A 19036-nucleotide genomic window follows, 5' to 3' on the forward strand; every position below is an offset into this window, starting at 1 on the left:
TTATTGCCATATAAAAACAAAAAGTGCGGCATCACCCGTATGTAGATGACACCGCACTTTCCTTATCCTTATTCAAAGTTCTCACGAATCTTTCTTGCAATCTCCTCAAACTCTTCCTGTGAAAGGGAGAGTTTCGGATTGGAGAATATCATGTCCTTCTCCGACTGCATCGGAATGAGATGGATATGTGCATGAGGCACCTCCAGTCCGAGCACCGCCTGCCCAACCTTGATGCAAGGGAAAGCTTTCTTTATCGCCTTTGCCACACGTTTTGCGAACACTTGGAACTCTGCTATATCGTCATCCTCCATGTCAAAGATGTAGTCCACCTCACGGCGTGGAATGACGAGTGTGTGTCCCTTCTGCAAAGGATTGATGTCGAGGAAAGCATAGAACTTCTCGCTTTCCGCACACTTGTAGCTTGGAATCTCTCCACAAGCAATTTTAGAGAATATAGACATAGTTGTAGATGTTATATTGTGGGGGATGGGTTGTTGCAACATGTTGTACCATGTTCAAACATACTGCAACAACCTACAACCTTCTTTTCTTTATGCTACCTTGTTGAGCTTCTTGATGATAGAGAAGATGAACAGTGCGCTGATGAGGCAGATTCCTGCAAGAACGCCCCAGATTACAGGGAGAGAGAAGTTCCATCCCCACATAAGTCCAGGAATCATCACAAGCTGGTTGCCTATGGCTGTGGCTGCGAACCACAGACCCATCATGAGTCCTGCGTACTTAGGAGGAGCAACCTTGCTGACAAAGCTGATGCCGATTGGCGAGAGGAGAAGCTCTGCGAAAGTGAGCACAAGGTATGTGGATATGAGCAGGTTTGCACTCACACGCTCAGGAGAAGTGCCTGCCTCTATCGCTGCAGCCTGGTCCATCGGAGTAAGAAGTCCGGTAGTTCCGGCTATCATAAGGAAGAACGCAGAGGCTGCGACAAGCATGCCAAGTCCAATCTTCTGCGGACTTGTAGGCTCTTTGCCCTTACGGTTGAGCCATGAGAAGAGTGCTACGCTGACCGGTGTGAGCATCACAACATAGCATGGATTGAACTGCTGGAAGATAGGAGCCTTGACGTCAACAATGCCTTCGAGTGAGTTGTACTTGTAGGAAAGGAACGCTCCGGCAGCGACGATGATAGCCACACTGATGCCGCGTCCGTTCATTGTCTTGCTCTGGAAGATGCCGAAGAGACCGTAAACGATGAAGATACAAGCCACGAGGTTTGTCACATCAAATGCCATGCTCTGCAATCCTTCGGATGTTGTCTGTGTATAGTCTCGTGCGAAGAGTGTCAGAGTAGCACCGTTCTGGTGGAATGCCATCCAGAAGAAGATAACGACAGCGAAGACAAGACAAAGGCATACGATACGCTCACGTGTCTCGGAAGCGGAAAGCTCCGGCACGTTTGTCTGCACTTTCTCTGCACTGCCACTCTTTGATTTCTCACCTACAAGCACATGCTTATAGGTTGATTGTGAGAAATAATATATAAGTATGGAAACTATAAGGCTGACACAAGCCACTGCGAAAGCGAAATGGTAAGAGTCTGCCTCTGACACACCGAGACTGTTCTGTGCATAGTCCATAATCTTTATGGCAGCTGTAGGCGCGAACATAGCACCGATGTTGATTGCCATATAAAACAAGCTGAATCCGGAGTCGCGCTTGTCGGCATACTGCGGAGCATCATAAAGGCGGCCAACCATAACCTGGAGGTTGCCTTTGAACAGTCCTGTGCCAAGGCTGACAAGAACCAATGCCACCGCCATCACTGCCACAGCGAGGAAATCTCCTCCCAAAGGCACAGACAGAAGAAGGTAGCCGATGAACATGATGAAGATGCCTGTCGTCACCATCTTTCCGAATCCGAAGCGGTCAGCGGCAACACCTCCGATGACAGGGAGGAAATAAACCAGCATCAGGAATGTGGAGTGAATTGTCGTCGCAAGACCCGGCTCATAGTGGAAGTTGGCCTGCAGATAGAGAATGAATACCGCGAGCATCGTATAATAGCCGAAACGCTCACCGGTGTTGGCAAGGGCGAGAGCCCACAAGCCTTTAGGTTGTCCTTCAAACATAGATTTTTCTGTTTTTGTTGTCCCTGCGCCCTCCCTCCGTCATGATGCGGAGAGAGGCGCGAGACGGTTAGTTGTTTTTTATGAATTAGATTGTATGGATTTACTTTATATTAGGAAGCTCCAGTCCGTAGCCCCGCTTCTTGTCCACAGCCTTCAGATATATGGCGATGATGAGCGCAAGCACACCGAAGCCGGCGAAGACGATGAGAGGCACAGTGTAGTCGTATGGGATGAAATCGGCACCTGCCTCCTTTGCCGCAATGACGGCAGGATTGTCCTCGTTTGTTGACGTAAGGATGTTGCCGATGAGCTTCGGAACGAAGCAAAGACCGATGTTCTGCACCCAGAAGATAAGGCAGTAGGCACTGCCGAGAATCTTCTCGTCGACAATCTTCGGCACACTTGGCCACAGTGCGGCAGGCACAAGGGCGAATGAAATGCCGAGAAGAACGATGGTGGAGTAAGCTATCACCGCACTCTTTGTCTCAGGAAGGACAAAGGCAAACACAAGGTGGCAGCAGATAAGCAGTAGCGCACCGCACATGAGCATTGTCGCTCCCTTGCCCTTACGGTCAAGGAAATTGCCGAGGAACGGGGTGATTACCGCCGCACCGATAGGGAACCAACGGAAGATGTTGGAAGCCTCTTCGGCGGAAATGCCGTCAAGATTGCACTGCAACATGTTAGCACCGTAGCGCTGGAACGGGAAAATCGCACTGTAATAGAGTACGCAGAGCAATGCCACAATCCAGAAAGCCTCGGATGTAAGTATCTTGCCAAGGTCGCTGAACTTGAACTCTTCCTCCGGATCAGACTCTTCTGCAGTCACACCTGTCTGGCTGTCGAGTTTCTTGTCCATGAAGGTGAACACCGTGTAGGTTATCAGTCCGATGAGGAGAAGCACCGTACAGAATGCCACAGGGGCTACTACGGAGCCCATCTTGTCGGCTATAATCGGCGAGATAGAGAATATCGCAAACACACCGACACGTGCTATTGCCATCTCCAGACCCATGGCAAGAGCCATCTCCTTACCCTTGAACCACTTCGCAATGGCCTTTGAGACGGTCGTTCCCGCCATTTCACAGCCACAGCCGAAAATCATGAATCCGAAGCAAGCCATCTTCGCACTGGCAGGCATACTCACCCACCATGAGTTCAGCCAGTCGGCCATTGCCGTTGTCTGGAACCACTCTGTGATACCGATAAACTTAATCACCGCACCGATAAGCATCATGGATGCCGACAGCTCGCCTGTGAAACGGATGCCCGTCTTGTCGAGAATCACACCGGCGATGATAAGGAAACCGCAGACATTCACGATGTATTCCGACGCCGCATAAGTGCCGAACACATCAGGAGTCCATCCACGCTGGCTCTCCATAAGAGCCTGAATAGGAGACATCACGTCCACGAACATGTATCCGAAGAACATCATGGACGCAATGAGCACAAGTGCTGTCCAGCGCATTGCCGGAGAGTCATTGAGCTTTTTCTGTATTATTTCTGTCATTTTTGTATAAGTTTTTCCTTACATTGTGCAGAATCCATGCAAGCCGAAAGCAACTTTGGGTGAGCAAAATTGCATCCTTACACGTTATTCCGTGCAAAGATAATAAAAAATATTCAATTATTGACCATTCTTAACAAAAAAACTATACGTAGAAAGCATTATGTACATAAAAACAGAAGTTTTTCAGCCAAATGATTTGCATATTCCAATGAAAAAGAATAACTTTGCATCATCAATCCAATAACACCAAAAACAATATGAATGCAATAATGCACATGCCAATGGAAAGCCTTTGGACTGTAATCCAGTCGTTGTCCATCAAGAACAAGCGCTGGCTTTCAGACCGACTGATGGAAGACCTTTCCCAGTCCAAAGAGGCAGTAGAGACAACAAAAAAGGAAATGCTTGACAGAGTTGTCGCCGGCTTCACAGATATTAAAGAAGGACGGACACATCCATTAAACGAACTCTGGGAGCAGCTATGAATATAGAATTCAGGTACACAGACGAATTCCTACGAGAGGCAAAGATTCTTTCAAAACGCTATCATTCATTCAAAGATGATTTGAAGAAATTCTGCGCAGATTATGCAAACAACCCATCTTTAGGTGATGATTTGGGCAATGGCATCCGCAAAATAAGAATGGCAATAGCTTCAAAAGGCAAGGGGAAAAGCAATGGAGCAAGGGTTATCACGTTCACACTTTATATTGATACGCAAAACTCCACTGTTTATCTTGCCCTGATTTATGACAAAAGCAAACAGGCATCAGTATCAAAAAAGGATATTCTTGATGTACTCCGAAGCAATTTTCTGATTGATTAAAAGCAATATCAACTTACCGAACAGAAGAACCGCACTTATGGCTGTCGTTGAGAAACCATAAGTGCGATTCTTTATATTTAGATATTTCATCAAATATTTACACGCTTATTCTACGATATACCATCTACCGCATAGCATTTCTTTTCCCTGTTGAACTACTACAAACAGAATGTATCGTGGGGCGCATTCATGGAATGACTTTTTATTTCACAGTCACCACAATCGTCTGCAAGTCTTCGGCGCGTGAGCTGTTGCCGACCATCACGTTGTACTTGCCTGGTATGACGCGCATTGTGTTCGACTCTTTGTCCCAGCACTCAAAGGCTTCGCGCGGGAGTTCCATCTCGACTTCCGTCTTCTGCCCTGCCCCAACGTTGACGCGGCGGAAAGCCTTGAGCGTCTTGATAGGACCGTCTGTGTCAGCGATGCGTTTCACATAGACCTGCACAACCTCCTCGCCGTCACAGCTGCCGATGTTCTCCAAAGCAACAGACAGTTTGCCTTTCTTGTAGCGAGGCTTGCCGAACACAAAGTCGGTGTAGCTCATTCCGTAGCCGAAAGCCCACAGCGGTGTGCCTTGGAAGTAGCGGTATGTGCGCCCTGCCATAGTATAATCAAGGAAATCAGGGAGGTCGTTCACACTCTTATAGAATGTTATAGGGAGCTTTCCTGAAGGGTTGTAGTCGCCGAAGAGCACATCAGCGACAGCGTCACCTCCTCGTTCGCCCGGATACCATGCCTGAAGAATCGCCTCACAGTTCTCAGACTCGTCAGCGAGTGCTATCGCCGAACCTGAGCAGTTGATGTAGACAACGCGCTTGCCGGCGGCTTTCAACGCCTTGATGAGCTCGCGCTGAGCCTGCGGAAGCTGTATGTCCGTGCGGTCACCACCCTTGAATCCGTAAGCGTCGACCTTCATTTCCTCGCCCTCAAGGCGTGGAGAGATACCGCCGACAAAGACCACAACATCGGCATCGGCTGCCTGAGCAACCAGCTCATTGTTGGAAACAGTGTGCTTCTCATTGATATCAAACTCAAAATGTGCCATACCGCTGACCTGAATATAGTCAACCTGTATGTCGTATGCCCTGCCGGCAACGGCTTTCAGTTCCCTGCGAGTGGTCTGCATACCGTGAGCCGAGCGGAATCGGTTAGCCACGGTGTCACCGTTGATTATCAGGCGATAGCCGTCGTCAGCCTTAAGGTCGATGGTCACGGTGCAGTCCTTTTGCGGCTTGAACACAGTGGTGTAAGTAGCTGAAAAGTCCTCCAACTCCACGCCCGGCGCAAAGACAGTGTTGCCGCCGTTGTCAAGATGTATGGAATTTGTGTACACTGTGGCAGCAGCAGGAGCACCTTCCTGCTCTTTGTTGTTCCAGTAGAAAGCCTCAACACCCGGAACACCGGAGCGCGTGGTCAATTCGTTGAAATGGCTGATGGTCACAGCGTTGGCAACATGTCCCGCACCGTTGATGTACTTCACGGTGGCATTCTTGCCCACCTTAGCCTTTATTCCGTCAAGGATTGTCACGGTGTGGGTAGGATAACCGCTGTAGTTTCCCCACTGCATCACACTGTCGTTGGCATTCGGACCTATGACAGCGATGTTAAGGTTCTCTTTTGCAAGCGGAAGGATGTTGTTCTTGTTCTGCAACAAGACCATGGACTCCTGCGCCATCTTGTAGGCAAGATCGTTGTGAGCCTTGGAGCACAGACGCTCCTCAGGTATCTGCATCCATGGCACAAGGTGGTCAGGGTCCATCTCACCAAGGCGGAAACGTCCGACAAAGAGGCGTTTCAGGGAGACATCGAGGTCACTTTCCTTGAGTTCACCCTCCCTGACAGCCTGAGGGATAGCCTTGTAGACAGAGCCACATTCGTTGTCCGTTCCGGCAAGAATGGCCTTGGCAGTGGACTCCACTGGTGTCTTTGTGTACTCATGATGCCCCTTTGTATGGAAGTCGCGGATAGCTCCGCAGTCAGAGACAACTATGCCCTTGAAGCCCCATTCGCCACGGAGAATCTGCTGCAGATAGCGTGTCTGACCGCAGCAAGGCTGTCCGTCGATGCGCTGATAGGCACACATGACCTCAGCGACATCACCTTCCTGCACCAACGCCTTGAACGCCGGGAGATAGGTCTCCCACAGGTCGCGCTCAGGCAGGTTCTCAATGTTGAACGAATGGCGGTTCCATTCCGGACCGGAATGCACGGCATAGTGCTTGGCGCAAGATAAGAGTTTCTTGTACTTCGCATCCTTGGGTCCCTCAAGACCGCGCACCACGGCAAGTCCCATGCGTGTCGTGAGATACGGGTCTTCGCCGTAAGTCTCCTGTCCGCGTCCCCAACGCGGGTCACGGAATATATTAATATTAGGTGTCCAGAACGACAGACCCTGATAGCGGTTCATCTGTCCCGCACGTACCGCCTGGCGGTACTTTATGCGCGCCTCGTCACTCGCAGCGTCGAAACAGCGGAAGAGCAGGGCATCGTCCCATGATGCCGCCATGCCCATCGTGATAGGGAACACTGTGGCAAAACCGTTTCTTGCCACACCGTGCAGTGTCTCGTTCCACCACTGGAATGGCTTGATACCAAGCCGTTCCACAGGACCGGAGACATCAATCATGAGACGCGCCTTTTCCTCCAGCGTCAGCCTGCCTATGAGGTCGTCGGCACGCTGTTCGGGAGTGAGTGATGTGTCTTGATAGGGATAAGTTGTCTGGGCTGTGGCAGAGAATGTAATCGCCACGCCGAAAGCCATTACTGACAGTTGCTTTAACATGGTTCGTATATTATAGGTTTATATTTGCAGAAAGTGTGCGCTATCCTTTTGCCTCCACAAAGAATAATTTCTGCAAATTTCGCAAAAATAATCGAGAATGCCAAACCATTGTATGTAATTCCACCCTCTTCCGCTTGTTTTTCCACCATTTTATTCCGCAAGAGCTTATTCTGGATAAATCTGACAGAATAGTTTCTAAAGATGAAAAAGCAATGAAAAGCAGAATAACATCCATGTAATATATGCGTGTTTGTTATAAACAACGCATTGATAATACAATCCCTGCACCCCGGCTATTGGCAGAACATTATTGTCAAGGTCTTTGTCACCTCGATAATTAATATGCTGCTTTGCCTATATGGCTTATCCCGTCAGAATCAATTTGACAACACCATTTCACATGTGAGTAGCCAGGCAGACTACATGCTGTCACACGCCCCTTTGCCAACATGTCATCTCTTTGGGCATGCTTGTCATAATCCATCTCACAAATCTCAATCTTCATACCTTCCGCCAGAGTGTGTGGATTGTCATTCACATCCATCCTTGTGTCAGATTTTGAAAACAAGACCAAATCATCACGTACCAGTTCATTGAAGTCCACTTTAAATCTTGGGATTACAGGACGGCTTTCATTCACATCAATATAATACAGAGCATCATGATCCGTAATGCTATACAACTTCTGAAAATCCTGCGACATCAGATAAAACTCGTCAAGACCATCACAATCGCCTATGAATGTATATATGTCGGCCATACTCCCTCTGAATATCACAAAATCCGTATCCCAATAATTGATTATGAAATAAAGAACTCTATCCTTATCAATGAAGTCCGGCAGATGCAAATAAGGATCCTCCATATTACAATCAAGCAATTCCGGGACATACTTGAAACTCAACCATAATGCCCGAGGATTGCCAATTATAAACGTGGCATACAGTCTATGCAGCAGTTTATCCTTTTCTCTTCCTTCTATTTTTTGAAGAGGAAGCTTATTGTCTCGGACTGTTCTGTCAATTTCTTCATAGTCAAACATAGTGCTTCCGGCTTTAATCCGCTATTATATCATATCGAAGTTTTACTGTTATTTCATCAATCTACGCCAAGATATCAAGCAACAGACTCTATGAGTTCCTTCCGAACTCGTCGAACTCACAAAGCCGACGGGAAATGTCGATGTATAAATCGCAGTTGGACACATTGACACCCCCTTTTCTGTTCTTATATCCCGGACGCTCCATTTGCCGCTCAACGTTAGCACAGAGTGTGAGCGTCCATTTCCGGTCAACAGCCAATTGCACCCAAACAGATATCGTCCAGACCCAATATTTTGGCAATGGCGGCAGCCTCGTAATTCCAACCGCCATCATCCGTTAAAGCCATTTTCAGCCCCCAACGGCTTTCTCTGCTCCGGCTTCATGTCATCGCAGAGAAAGCGGCCATAGTCCGCCAGGAACTTGATTGCTTTCAGATTGTCGCCGACCCCAGCCCGCTCCATCCATGATAGACGGCGGGAGGAAACCTTGCAATCGAATGTGTGATAATACATGCCAAGCATACATTGCGCCTATGCACTGCCTGCTCGGCTGCAAGAGTTATCGCTTCGGCCGCCGGCCGGGCCACCTCATAAGCGTCAAAATCACCGGCACCCTGCTCTATGATTTTGAAATGCTCTGACAGTTCTTTCATATTGACCTGCTCTGTGCAGTTAATAATCAATCGCCCTTCGCAATGCATCGCGGATTCCGATACAGTCGCCGACCAGTTCCTGCAAGTCCTCCTCTGTCATCATCTCTGCCAATCCATATTCCTGAGGAGCGGAAATGAAACTGTCCAAGCCGCCAAGAAGCAGACTCACGTCCTCTTTGTCGGCCAATATGGAAAATGTGTTTGCATACTCTCCGCCATCATCCAAAGCAGACATTTCGACCACCCCGCTTTCAAGGCTTTCCAACAGGATGGCCGACAAGTCCGCCACCACATCCACTGCCATGTCAAAATGCGCTTCGCATGAGTCTTCTGTTTCAAAATATGCATCACCGTCATTCACATCCCCGTTCTTCAGGATAGTGTCGATGTGGAGGTCTGCCATTATTCCTTTAAGCGGCAATTTCTCTTCTTGCTGCATTCCGAAGTAATCAAGCAGAAGCAAGGAGTCGTCGCTTCCTCCCACAAAGCCGCCCCACCATCGGGCAATGTACAATTCTTTACCCATACAATTATTTTTTGTCTTGCAATTAAAAAGTGAAAAGCAGCCCCTTCTTTTCACCGAGGGCGTCTTCATAGAGAGTGCACAGGTCGTCGTATGCCTCCATCCATTCCTCAGGGTCGGCTTCATAGAGCATCTCCTCAGGGTCGGGTTCGGCATCTTCCGCAGCATCTCTGTTGTCTTTCAATACTTCCAGTATTGCCTCCGCCTCATCGCGGTCTATAAGACCCATGCCCTCCATGCCGGGGTCGACGGTCACACCGTCGGCCTCGATTTCCCGGCCGGTCACTGGCACCGAGCCCTCTTTGAAAATATCGAGAGATTTGATTACTTCATTCACGGCATCCCACATGTCGGCCAAACCACGGTCGTCCTCAACGTCATAGCAGGCGGTGAGCAGAATGTCGAAATAGACCTGAAGCGTGAGCTCGTCGAACTCATCTTCCCAATCCTCCTCCAGCGGCTCGCCGGTGTAGGGTGACTGAAATTCGTCAAGGTGGCTGTTTATATATTCGTGTGCCACTTCGGTGTTTTTTACACTGTCTTCCATGACAGGCTTGATTTCGGCGTAGAACTTGTCCGTGTCAAACAGAAACGCCTTGTGTTCCATACTCATGATTTTCTTGTTTTTATAATTATATCACTGCCACTGTAGCATACATCCTGCCGATGTATTTCCTGTCAGGATGTCCGGTTGTACAACTTTCATTTCTTGGCAGAACTCTTTATATTTTACCACAAAGATACACATTTTTAATGATAATGGCAAGTCAAACAGTGATTTTTTATATTGCTTCCACATGCCGGACAGTCAAATATGTGACATGAGACAAGAATTCCAAGAAAAAAACTTTTTTATCCATACCTTGTCTGTTTACAGGGCACTGTCATCTGGCTATAGGCAGTCTACACAGCAGCAGGCGTTCACGGCATTATTCCTGTCAGTCTTTTTGCATGCCGGTATCCTTTGAGTATATGAAAAAAATCCGTCACTGAGGCAAATGTCCTGTGGAATATCCCCTGTAAATCCGTCACGCTTTTTTTTATATGCAGCTTATCTTATTCAAAGGCATAAATATCTATCTATTGACATAAGGAATCACATTTTTTTTGTATCTTTGCAGAGTACAACTCAAAATCAGAAGAAAACATACTATACAAATGATAAGAAAACTGAAGACCATGGAGATGCAGCGCATCTCCGTCGAGGAGTTCCATGAGGCGGAAAAGATGCCTCTTGTCGTTGTTCTCGACGACGTGCGATCAATGCACAATGTAGGAAGCGTGTTCCGCACCTGCGACGCCTTCCGTGCCGAGGGAGTATATCTCTGCGGCATAACAGCCACCCCACCGCAGAACGAAATTCACAAGACAGCCCTCGGTGCGGAGGAGAGTGTCAGCTGGACGTATTTCCGGTCTGCCGCAAAAGCGGTGGAGGCGTTGCAGCGCGACGGCTACAAAGTGTTTGCGGTGGAGCAGTGTGAGGGTTCGACAATGCTTGACAGGCTCGGATGCGCCGTTACTCCTGCCGGGAAGGACGACAAATATGCCGTTATCCTCGGCAACGAGGTGCATGGCGTGCATCAGGAGGTCATCGACCTGTGCGACGGCTGCATAGAGATTCCGCAGTTCGGCACAAAGCATTCGCTCAATGTCTCTGTCACTGCGGGGATTATAATATGGGAGTTTGCACGCCGTCTGATGCTCTGAACGGACACAAATATGTTATTTTTGTATCCGCAAAACACATATTGCAGGTATCGGAATCTGACAGTATGCCATTATCCGATGACTGCACAGGCCGTTTCGGCAATGATTGCAGCCGGGCCACAGTCTTCAGGAGCACCTCAGCCACAGTCACGGCATACCATGCAGGAATATTAATTTATACAGACACATAATTACAGAAAAAACATTTGATGTATTTTACCGCATCATTATGAAACAATCGGCGTAAGTCTGTAAAATGGGAACAAACGCAACGCTTTCAATTGATATTATGAATAAAGTTATCTTCCGTCCGATACACGACAACAAGAAAAAGCATATTGACCTGCTTCTCCTTGCCGATGAGCAAGAAGACATGATAGACCGTTATCTTGAACATGGTGACATGTGGATGCTTGAGGATAATGGCCTGAAAGCAACATGTGTGGTCACAGACGAAGGAAACGGAACACTGGAGATAAAGAACCTCGCCGTTGTACCTGAGCATCAAAGGCAAGGATACGGCAAAGCTATGGTTGAATTCATCGCAAAGCAGTACAACAGCCATACGAAATTGCGTGTCGGGACAGGCGACAGCCCTTTGACAATGCCTTTCTATCATTCATGCGGCTTCACCGAGACCTGCCGGATAAAGGATTTCTTCACAGACAATTACGACCACACCATCATTGAAGCCGGAGTCATCCTGAAGGATATGGTTGTCATGGAACGGCAAATCAACATGGAATAAACAAAAGCCCGCCCGGCAAATGTGACTGCTCTCACATCCGCCGGGCGGGCTTCATATAATCATACTATGTGTCATTTCTTGTAGTTCCTCAAGCCTGTAGAGAGGAAATCCTTATATTTCTGAATGTCCTCATCATACGAACAGGCAGCGTTGAGCGGCTTTCCGTCGTTGTCCAGAAGGACATAGAACGGCTGGGTGTTGCTGCCAAACTTCGTCCTTTGGAAATAGCTCCACTTGTCCCCGACTGTGCGCAGCTTGCGCGGTGTGCCGTTCTCCGTCACCTCTATTGGCTCCGGAAGCGGTGTCTTGTCATCAACAAAGAGCTGGATAAGGACATAATCGTCGGTAATCATTGCCTTCACACTCTCGTCTGTCCACACAGCAGCCTCCATTTTGCGACAGTTGACGCAGCCGAAGCCCGTGAAATCAATCATCACAGGTTTGCCCTCACGGCGCGCTGCCTCCATTCCTGCCTCGTAATCCTTGTACTCCGCCTCGATTGTCTCATGTTCCGCAAGGTTGAAGTCCTGAGTGGACATCGGCGGAGCAAAGGCAGAGACAGCCTTGCAAGGTGCGCCCCAAAGTCCCGGAATCATATAGATGGCGAAAGCAAATGAGCAGAGTGCGACGAAGAACTTTGTCACCGGTGTGCGGTGGTTGATGATTTTCTCGCCCATCTCGTCCCACTCGTCCTCATCATGCGGAAACCTTATCCAACCGATAAGGTAGCAACCGAGGAGGAAGAACAGCACTATCCACAGCGAGAGGAACACTTCACGGTCGAGGATATGCCAGCCGTAAGCGAGGTCAGCGACACTAAGGAACTTCAGCGAGAATGCCAGTTCGATGAAGCCAAGGGTGACTTTCACGTTGTTCATCCAGTTGCCTGACTTAGGCGCACTCTTCAGCCAAGTTGGGAAAATGGCAAAAAGAGTGAACGGAAGAGCCAAGGCAAGGGCGAATCCGAACATACCCACGGCAGGCCCTACGATATTACCCGATGTGCCCATCTCCACGAGCAGGAATCCGATGATAGGTCCTGTGCATGAGAAACTGACAAGGGCGAGGGTGAACGCCATGAGGAATATGCTGAGGAGGCCTGTCGTCGAAGATGCCTTGCTGTCCACGGCATTTGTCCATCTTGACGGCAGCACAATCTCGAACCCTCCGAGGAATGATGCTCCGAAGACAACAAGAAGGAGGAAGAAGAAAATGTTGAACACGGCATTTGTCGACAATGCGTTTAGCGCGGACGCACCGAACAGCAGTGTTACGGCAAGACCGAGGGCAAGGTATATGACGATGATTGACAATCCGTAAGTGAAAGCATCACGGATTCCCTTACGCTTGTCATCCTTCGCACGCTTGAGGAAGAAACTGACAGTCATCGGGATGATAGGCCAGACACATGGAGTAAGCAGTGCGATGAAGCCACCGAGGATGCCAAGCATGAATATTTTCCAAAGCGAGCCTGCATCTTCGCCTGCAGGATTGCCACCGTCCTTGAAGGCTGCAAGTTCCTTTATGACCGGAGTCCACAGTGCGTCAGCGCCTGAGACGGCAGCAGGGAGAGAGTCCGCAGCGACGGTGTCCGTTGGCGCAGCTGTCTCTGCAGCAGGCTCATCGTCTGTTTTTTCCTCCTTGGCATCGGCAGCCACAACCTTTTCCGCGTCATTCCCTTTCACATCTCCTGAGAAAGAGAAATCCACACTGGTAGGAGGCAGGCAGCTTTGGTCGTTGCATGCTCCATACTCCAGATAGCCCTGGATTGAGTAATGCTGGCCTGTTATTTTAAGTTTCTGTGTGAATGTCACGGCATTCTCATAGTAAGAAACTGTCGCACCGAACATTTCTTCATGCTTGCGCATAGGCGCCTTGTCGGCTTTCAAGCCTCCGGCAGCCTTCAGTCCCTCAATCTTCTCGACATTGAAGGTGGCAGGAACCGGTCCGTTCTTCTCATCCGGAGCATAGACATGCCAGCCACCTGCGATAGAACCTGCGAAGGTTATGGTGATTTCGTCAGGCGCGGTCTGCTTCAAAGATGGCTTGAATGTCACCTGTGCGATGGCAGAAGCAAGGGAAAACAGTAGTGCACAGAGGCACAACGTTATTTTTTTTGTCATCGTAATGTGTTAATCTTTTATTCTTGTTTGTTTTATTTCGTAATCATATATGTCAGCTGCAAGCCGTAGGTCAGCATTTTTCTTTTGTCCAACACGTCATACTGGTCTTTCATTGTGTCCATGAATCCATAGCTGAAGTTCACTCCGCAACGCAGTCTTCCCCACTCCAGTCCGGCGTAAGCCTTTACACCGCAATCGAAACGCTCGCACACTTTATCCGAGAAGATGCGGCTTGTTCCTAAACCGGGGTCGTCATTAAACTTATTGTCTCCCCACAGTCCGACAGCGAGATAAGGGCCTGCTTCCCAAATGAGTTGGGTCTTCCGATCCTTATAAAGCCTCATTCCAACCAGCAAAGGGAACTCAAGATAGTTGAGATTCCAGTTCCAATCAAGAGTCTTGCTGTCATCTTCCGCAACATAGACCAGTTCTTTCCAACCTTTGTTGACAAGCAGAAGCTCCGGAGAGAAGAAGAAGTCATTGTATCCTTCGCCAAGCACCAGCTCGCCTTTCACTCCGATGTTGTAGCCGACATGACTGCCGGCATCCTTCGGGTTGGAGACTGTCAGGCCGCCGGTAACGCCAAAGTCAAAGATTTGACAATAAGAACAGAGGCACAGGAAGCATGCCATAACGGACAGATGAATTCTCTTCATAATCACAAAATTTTTAAAACATTCATGATTATAACGCAGAAACCTTTCCGTTATTGTGACAGTCTGCATATATAAATATGTACAGGAAACAACAAGACAGATGCAACAGTCATCACGAAGCCACACTTGCCGCGAGGGCTATGGTGGGCGGCATGGCTGTCGCATCTGTCTTTATGTTCAGAGCAAACCTGAAGGATTACTCATACTCCTGCCAGCTCTTTATCTGCAGGCCGTCAAGCTGCTTCTCGCAGAACGCCTCGATGAATGCAGACGCAAGGCGCGCATTGGTTATCAGCGGTATGTTGTGGTCTATTGCGCCACGGCGAATCTTGTAGCCGTTGGTAAGCTCACGCTTGCTGTGGTTCTTAGGAATGTTCACGATAAGGTCAAACTTATGGTCATGAATCATGTCCATCACATTCGCAATGTGTGAATCCTCGTCAGGCCATCCCACTGCAGTGGCCTTCACACCGTTCTCGCTGAGATACTTGGCTGTGCCCTCTGTCGCATAAACCGCATATCCTGCCTTGTCCAAAGCCTGTGCAGCGTCGAGGAGAGAAGCCTTCTCCTTGGCACCGCCGCTTGACAGCATGATGCCCTTGTCCTTGGAAGGAATCTTGTAGCCTGTGGCAATCATTGAGTTGAGTAGTGCCTCCTCGTAGGAGTCGCCCATACATCCCACCTCACCGGTAGAGGACATGTCCACACCGAGGATTGGGTCGGCGTTCTGCAGACGTGCGAAAGAGAACTGTGAAGCCTTGACACCCATGCGGTCGATGTCGAACACTGACTTGTCAGGCTGCTTGTAAGGAGCGTCAAGCATGATGCGTGTCGCTGTCTCGATGAAGTTTCGCTTAAGCACCTTTGAGACAAACGGGAAGGAGCGTGAAGCACGGAGGTTGCACTCGATGACCTTCACATCGCGTCCCTTTGCAAGGAACTGGATGTTGAAAGGACCGGAGATGTTCAGCTCCTTCGCTATGGCACGCGCAATCTTCTTTATGCGGCGCATTGTCGCAAAGGTAATCTGCTGGGCAGGAAACACCATTGTCGCGTCGCCGGAATGCACACCGGCGTACTCGATATGCTCGGAGATGCCGTACTCGACAACCTCACCATTCTGTGCAACACCGTCAAACTCTATCTCGTTGGTCTCGGTCATGAACTCGGAAATAACCACAGGATATTCCTTTGAAACCTCGGAAGCTGCGGCAAGGAAACGCTTCAGCTCGTCATTGTCGTAGCAGACATTCATCGCTGCTCCTGACAGAACGTAGGACGGACGGACAAGGACAGGGAAACCTACCTCGTCGATGAACGACTGTACATCCTCCATAGAGGTCAGCGCAGACCAACGTGGCTGGTCGATGCCGAGAGTGTCAAGCATTGCGGAGAACTTGCCTCTGTTCTCTGCACGGTCGATGGACACAGGGCTTGTACCAAGGATTGGCACACTCTGGCGATGGAGCTTCATCGCAAGGTTGTTAGGAATCTGACCGCCGACGGAGACAATCACGCCGCGAGGGTTCTCAAGGTCGATGACGTCAAGCACACGCTCGAAGGACAATTCGTCAAAATACAGACGGTCGCACATGTCATAATCCGTGGAGACGGTCTCCGGATTATAGTTAATCATGATACTCTTGTAACCGAGTTTGCGCGCTGTGTTGATGGCGTTTACAGAGCACCAGTCGAACTCAACGGAAGAGCCGATGCGGTAAGCACCTGAGCCGAGGACGACAACAGACTTCTCGTTGTTGTAGTAATTGATGTCATTGCCCTCTACGGCGTATGTCATGTAGAGATAGTTTGTCAGTTCCGGATGCTCGCTTGCGACAGTCTCGATGCGCTTCACGGCAGGGAGGATGCCGAGTTTCTTACGGTAAGCGCGGACAGCAAGGTTCTCCTTCTCCATGTTGCCAGCCTGAGGCTTCAGGACAAAGCGTGCTATCTGGAAGTCAGAGAAGCCCCACACCTTTGCCTGGCGCATAACGTCGGCAGGGATTTCCTCAAGCGTGTTGTAGCCTTCAAGTTTAGCCTTGTAGTCCACAATGTTCTTCATGCGCTCAAGGAACCATGGGTCTATCTTTGTCAAATCATGGATGCGCTCTATTGTGTAGCCCTCCTCCAGTGCCTGAGCGATTGCGAAGACACGGAGGTCTGTTGGGTTGGCAAGCTCCTCGTCGAGGTTGTCGAACTTGGTGTGGTCATTGCCCACGAAGCCGTGCATGCCCTGTCCAATCATGCGGAGACCCTTCTGAATCATCTCCTCGAATGAGCGTCCGATGGACATAATCTCACCGACAGACTTCATGGAAGAGCCGATTTTGCGGCTCACGCCTGCGAATTTGGTGAGGTCCCAGCGTGGAATCTTGCAAATCATGTAGTCCAGTTCCGGAGCCTTGTATGCGGAATGAGGAGTTCCCATCTCACCTATCTGGTCCAGAGTGTAGCCAAGAGCAATCTTCGCTGCCACGAAAGCAAGCGGATAGCCTGTCGCCTTGGACGCAAGGGCTGACGAGCGTGAGAGGCGGGCGTTAATCTCGATGATGCGGTAGTCGTTGGTCTCGGCGTTGAAAGCGTACTGTATGTTACACTCGCCGACAATGTTCAGGTGGCGAACGCACTTGACGGCGATGTCCTGAAGCATTTTCACCTGTTCCTCTGTCAGGGAGCAGGTCGGTGCTACGACAATAGACTCACCGGTGTGGATGCCCAACGGGTCAAAGTTCTCCATCGAAGCGACCGTGAAACAGTGGTCGTTGGCATCGCGGATGACCTCAAACTCAATCTCCTTCCAGCCTTTCAGCGACTCCTCGACAAGCACCTGAGGGGCGAAAGTGAATGCCGATTCGGCAATCTCCATGAATGTCTTCTCGTCCTGACAGACACCGGAACCGAGACCGCCCAAAGCGTATGCCGAACGAATCATGATAGGATAGCCTATCCTGCGTGCCGTTGCCACAGCCTCCTCCATGGTCTCGCAAGCCTGGGAGACAGGCACCTTCATGTCTATCTTGTTCAACTCCTTGACGAAAAGGTCACGGTCCTCGGTGTTCATGATAGCCTCGACACTTGTGCCGAGCACCTCCACACCATACTCCTTGAGCGTTCCGTTCTTGTAAAGCTCCGTACCGCAGTTGAGTGCAGTCTGTCCGCCAAAGGCAAGGAAGATGCCGTCAGGACGTTCCTTCTTTATCACTTCTGTAACAAAAAAGGTATTAACAGGCAGGAAATAAACCTTGTCTGCAATACCTTCACTTGTCTGTATCGTAGCAACATTAGGATTGATAAGCACCGAACTGACGCCCTCTTCGCGGAGCGCCTTCAATGCCTGAGAGCCGGAATAGTCAAACTCTCCTGCCTGTCCGATTTTCAGAGCACCGGAACCGAGTACAAGTACCTTCTTGAGTTGTTTCTTCATACGTTTGGGTTTATATATGTTTGAATATCTGAATATATGCAGTATCCTATGACATTTACAGCAAAATCCATAAAATTTTTGCAAAGTTACTACATTTTTTTTAAACAACACACACTTTTCTTCCTTTTCAGGAAAAAAGTTGTCCATTTGCGCCTTTACCACGGAAAGTTATTGATTTATGTGTATTCCGGGAACATCCTGCAACGTTACATGCACATGTGTTTTCCTGTTTTCATCTTGTCTGCATTTTCCACGGCATACGCAAAAATGGACAAGAACTTTTCTTCAGAATCAGAAAACTCACAGCCTTTTTGCCCAATGAGAATCGCTTGAAAACAAATCCGAAAAGAATTCCTTGAAAAATCGCAGAATTTCACCATTTCATTAAAGCTCTACCAATGAAGCACTTACACAAAACCTCCCAAGATTCTGCCGTCATGTGCTACACAAAAGGTTACCTTTCGCACTGCAAAAGGTAACCTTTGACACAGCGAAAGGTAACGAAAAACATGGCAATCCATAACCTTTTGCATCAAAAACTGTCTTTTTCCACTCTCTCTCCGCTAACAAAAGCCATAATCAAGCGTAAAAAGACGCATTTCCCGATGCCATTTTCCCATTATGATAAACAGAGCATTTTAAAACTTGCGCATAATCATATAGCTCTAAAAGGCTCACGGCAGAACAAGTAACATTATACAGATAGTTGCATGAAAAACACCTGCAAAACATGTCCAAAACTCACAATTACTGTTAAAAAAGCAGGCTTGCGCCAAACAATCTTACCAAAAGGTAACTTACTAAACAGTAAAATCAGTATCTTTGCATAAGATAAGCTGTACTTCGGCAGTTATGGACAAGTACAACTGTCTTCTACTTGCATCCCTTTTTCCAAAACAATCAAAAAGAACAACTTATGCTAAAAAAATATTTAGACCCGAAGGCT

Annotated in this window: 16 protein-coding genes; 4 read left to right on the top strand and 12 right to left on the bottom strand. The window is 48.8% G+C overall.

Going from position 1 to position 19036, the window contains the following annotated elements; genetic code table 11:
• Positions 1–68: 68 nt before the first annotated feature.
• From E5358_RS11225 to E5358_RS11235, 3 genes are all read right to left on the bottom strand, one after another.
• Positions 69–461 carry an HIT family protein gene (locus E5358_RS11225; RefSeq protein WP_135940275.1) on the bottom strand — a complete coding sequence of 131 codons (393 nt, stop codon included), beginning with the start codon at positions 459–461 and terminating at the stop codon, positions 69–71.
• 90 nt (positions 462–551) lie between these two features.
• Positions 552–2090, bottom strand: coding sequence for a peptide MFS transporter (locus E5358_RS11230; RefSeq protein ID WP_135940276.1), 1539 nt, complete (start codon positions 2088–2090; stop codon positions 552–554).
• Between the two features lie 100 nt (positions 2091–2190).
• A complete protein-coding gene (locus E5358_RS11235) occupies positions 2191–3603 on the bottom strand; it encodes an MFS transporter (RefSeq protein ID WP_135940277.1) in 1413 nt (470 codons plus the stop codon).
• A 257-nt stretch (positions 3604–3860) separates the two neighbouring features.
• On the opposite strand from E5358_RS11235, the gene E5358_RS11240 reads away from it, so the two are divergent.
• Together E5358_RS11240 and E5358_RS11245 are read left to right on the top strand one after the other, a co-directional pair.
• Positions 3861–4088 carry a surface protein gene (locus E5358_RS11240; RefSeq protein WP_135940278.1) on the top strand — a complete coding sequence of 76 codons (228 nt, stop codon included), beginning with the start codon at positions 3861–3863 and terminating at the stop codon, positions 4086–4088.
• On the top strand, positions 4085–4429 hold the full coding sequence (locus E5358_RS11245) for a type II toxin-antitoxin system RelE/ParE family toxin (RefSeq protein ID WP_135940279.1): 345 nt from the start codon (positions 4085–4087) through the stop codon (positions 4427–4429). Before E5358_RS11240 ends, E5358_RS11245 begins: the two co-directional genes overlap by 4 nt.
• Positions 4430–4631: 202 nt before the next feature.
• Here the strand turns inward: E5358_RS11245 and xyl3A are convergent, their stop codons facing one another.
• From xyl3A to E5358_RS11275, 6 genes are all read right to left on the bottom strand, one after another.
• Positions 4632–7214: a xylan 1,4-beta-xylosidase gene (gene xyl3A, locus E5358_RS11250; RefSeq protein ID WP_135940280.1), complete on the bottom strand. Its 2583-nt coding sequence runs from the start codon at positions 7212–7214 to the stop codon at positions 4632–4634.
• Between the two features lie 337 nt (positions 7215–7551).
• On the bottom strand, positions 7552–8256 hold the full coding sequence (locus E5358_RS15405; RefSeq protein ID WP_277821274.1) for a DUF6756 family protein: 705 nt from the start codon (positions 8254–8256) through the stop codon (positions 7552–7554).
• An 88-nt stretch (positions 8257–8344) separates the two neighbouring features.
• On the bottom strand, positions 8345–8590 hold the full coding sequence (locus E5358_RS11260; protein WP_135940281.1) for a hypothetical protein: 246 nt from the start codon (positions 8588–8590) through the stop codon (positions 8345–8347).
• A 97-nt stretch (positions 8591–8687) separates the two neighbouring features.
• Complete coding sequence (locus E5358_RS11265; RefSeq protein WP_135940282.1) at positions 8688–8909, bottom strand: hypothetical protein; 222 nt, start codon at positions 8907–8909, stop codon at positions 8688–8690.
• A 19-nt stretch (positions 8910–8928) separates the two neighbouring features.
• Positions 8929–9435: an imm68 putative immunity domain-containing protein gene (locus E5358_RS11270; RefSeq protein ID WP_135940283.1), complete on the bottom strand. Its 507-nt coding sequence runs from the start codon at positions 9433–9435 to the stop codon at positions 8929–8931.
• Between the two features lie 22 nt (positions 9436–9457).
• The gene (locus tag E5358_RS11275; RefSeq protein WP_135940284.1) at positions 9458–10045 is read right to left on the bottom strand and encodes a hypothetical protein; all 588 of its coding nucleotides are present in this window, start codon (positions 10043–10045) and stop codon (positions 9458–9460) included.
• A 548-nt stretch (positions 10046–10593) separates the two neighbouring features.
• On the opposite strand from E5358_RS11275, the gene E5358_RS11280 reads away from it, so the two are divergent.
• On the top strand, positions 10594–11139 hold the full coding sequence (locus E5358_RS11280) for an RNA methyltransferase (RefSeq protein ID WP_135940290.1): 546 nt from the start codon (positions 10594–10596) through the stop codon (positions 11137–11139).
• 289 nt (positions 11140–11428) lie between these two features.
• The gene (locus E5358_RS11285; protein WP_135940285.1) at positions 11429–11887 is read left to right on the top strand and encodes a GNAT family N-acetyltransferase; all 459 of its coding nucleotides are present in this window, start codon (positions 11429–11431) and stop codon (positions 11885–11887) included.
• A 71-nt stretch (positions 11888–11958) separates the two neighbouring features.
• Here the strand turns inward: E5358_RS11285 and E5358_RS11290 are convergent, their stop codons facing one another.
• From E5358_RS11290 to carB, 3 genes are all read right to left on the bottom strand, one after another.
• Positions 11959–14010 (bottom strand): protein-disulfide reductase DsbD family protein, encoded by a 2052-nt coding sequence (locus E5358_RS11290; protein ID WP_135940286.1) that lies wholly within the window; start codon positions 14008–14010, stop codon positions 11959–11961.
• 32 nt (positions 14011–14042) lie between these two features.
• Positions 14043–14666 carry a porin family protein gene (locus E5358_RS11295; protein WP_168354651.1) on the bottom strand — a complete coding sequence of 208 codons (624 nt, stop codon included), beginning with the start codon at positions 14664–14666 and terminating at the stop codon, positions 14043–14045.
• 196 nt (positions 14667–14862) lie between these two features.
• Positions 14863–18090: a carbamoyl-phosphate synthase (glutamine-hydrolyzing) large subunit gene (carB, locus tag E5358_RS11300; protein WP_135940288.1), complete on the bottom strand. Its 3228-nt coding sequence runs from the start codon at positions 18088–18090 to the stop codon at positions 14863–14865.
• Positions 18091–19036 lie beyond the last annotated feature (946 nt).

Source organism: Palleniella muris (genome assembly GCF_004792655.1).
GTDB classification, from domain to species: Bacteria; Bacteroidota; Bacteroidia; order Bacteroidales; family Bacteroidaceae; genus Prevotella; species Prevotella muris_A.